This is a genomic window from Haladaptatus ordinarius, from assembly GCF_054177595.1.
The window spans coordinates 1-1,076 of sequence record NZ_JBPEHH010000272.1 but is presented as its reverse complement, the minus strand read 5'-3'; the positions used below and the strand labels follow the sequence as shown (position 1 = coordinate 1,076).

Annotated in this window: 1 protein-coding gene; it reads right to left on the bottom strand. The window is 55.9% G+C overall.

Annotated elements, in window-relative coordinates:
- Positions 1 to 6: 6 nt before the first annotated feature.
- Positions 7 to 1,076, bottom strand: a 1,070-nt coding sequence (locus ACR3FF_RS27145; RefSeq protein ID WP_458191206.1) for an IS630 family transposase, incomplete at its 5' end; no start/stop codon positions are given.

The window sequence follows — 1,076 nt, the reverse complement described above, 5'->3', positions numbered from 1 at the left end:
TAGTGATTAACGTAACTTCTGGATGAATCCGCTGAGATGATTCTCAATCCACGAGCCTGCGAAACTCAGTCGGTCGGTCAATTTCGTGAAGATTTCATCGAGGAGGGCGCGGTACTCGTCCGCGCCCTCCACGATCAGGGGTGACGACTCCCATTTGAGACTTTTCCAGACAGGCTCAATCGGGTTGAGATGCGGTGAGCCAACCGGGAGAAAGATGAGGTCGATCCCAAGTTCGTGAGCACGTTCCCGTGTGTGCGCACAGACATGTGATGAAAAGTTGTCTAAGACGAGCAGAATCCGCTCGCCCGGATTCTGCTCGCGGATCTCTTCGAAACACGCGCAGATCTGTTCTTTTTCCTGATTAGGAGGGAACTGGAGGACGCTTTCACCGTTGAGCGCATAGAATCCGGCCGCTGGTGTGTCGATTTTCACCAGCGGCCGGGTGATTGTCGGTTCACTCACTGTGTAAAGTCGCTGGGAATTGTCCCATGGTTGGGGGTGCGAGATATCGAAGAATCCCACTGTCGTTCCACCGTCCGTCCGGACATCATCGTCAACCGTCCATTTCTCGTCACTGTCGTCCTCAGACCGTTTATTGTGTGGGTTGTCTGCCTCATCCTCGGCGAACGCGTCAGCAACGCGTTCGTCGAGGATTTCGTCAGCGTTCTCCGGTCGCTCTGGCCTCTCTGTACGCGGAATCGCGTACGAGAGGCCAAGATCGGAGAGAAGTCGTGGCAGATAGTTCGGGTGGTACTCGACATCGAACTCGGTGTTCAAGAGGTGCTGAATCTCCTGTTTCTTCCACGGTTCGCCTTCTTCGAGCAGGGTGAGGAGACGCTCTCGTTGCTCATCGTCGAGCTTCGGGGGCCGGCCGCCCCCGAAGCTCGGTGTCAGGAGTCCGAGACCGCCTTCGTTCCAAAGCCGTGCCCATCGGCTTCCAGTTGATTGAGACATCCCAACATCGTCAGCTGCGTCTTCGAGTGTTGCACCCTTGTACAGTCGTTTGATAAAGGTGAGCCGCCTGCTCACCTTCTCGTCGTCAGTCTGTGTGAGCAAGCGGTCGAGATCGTCCTCAC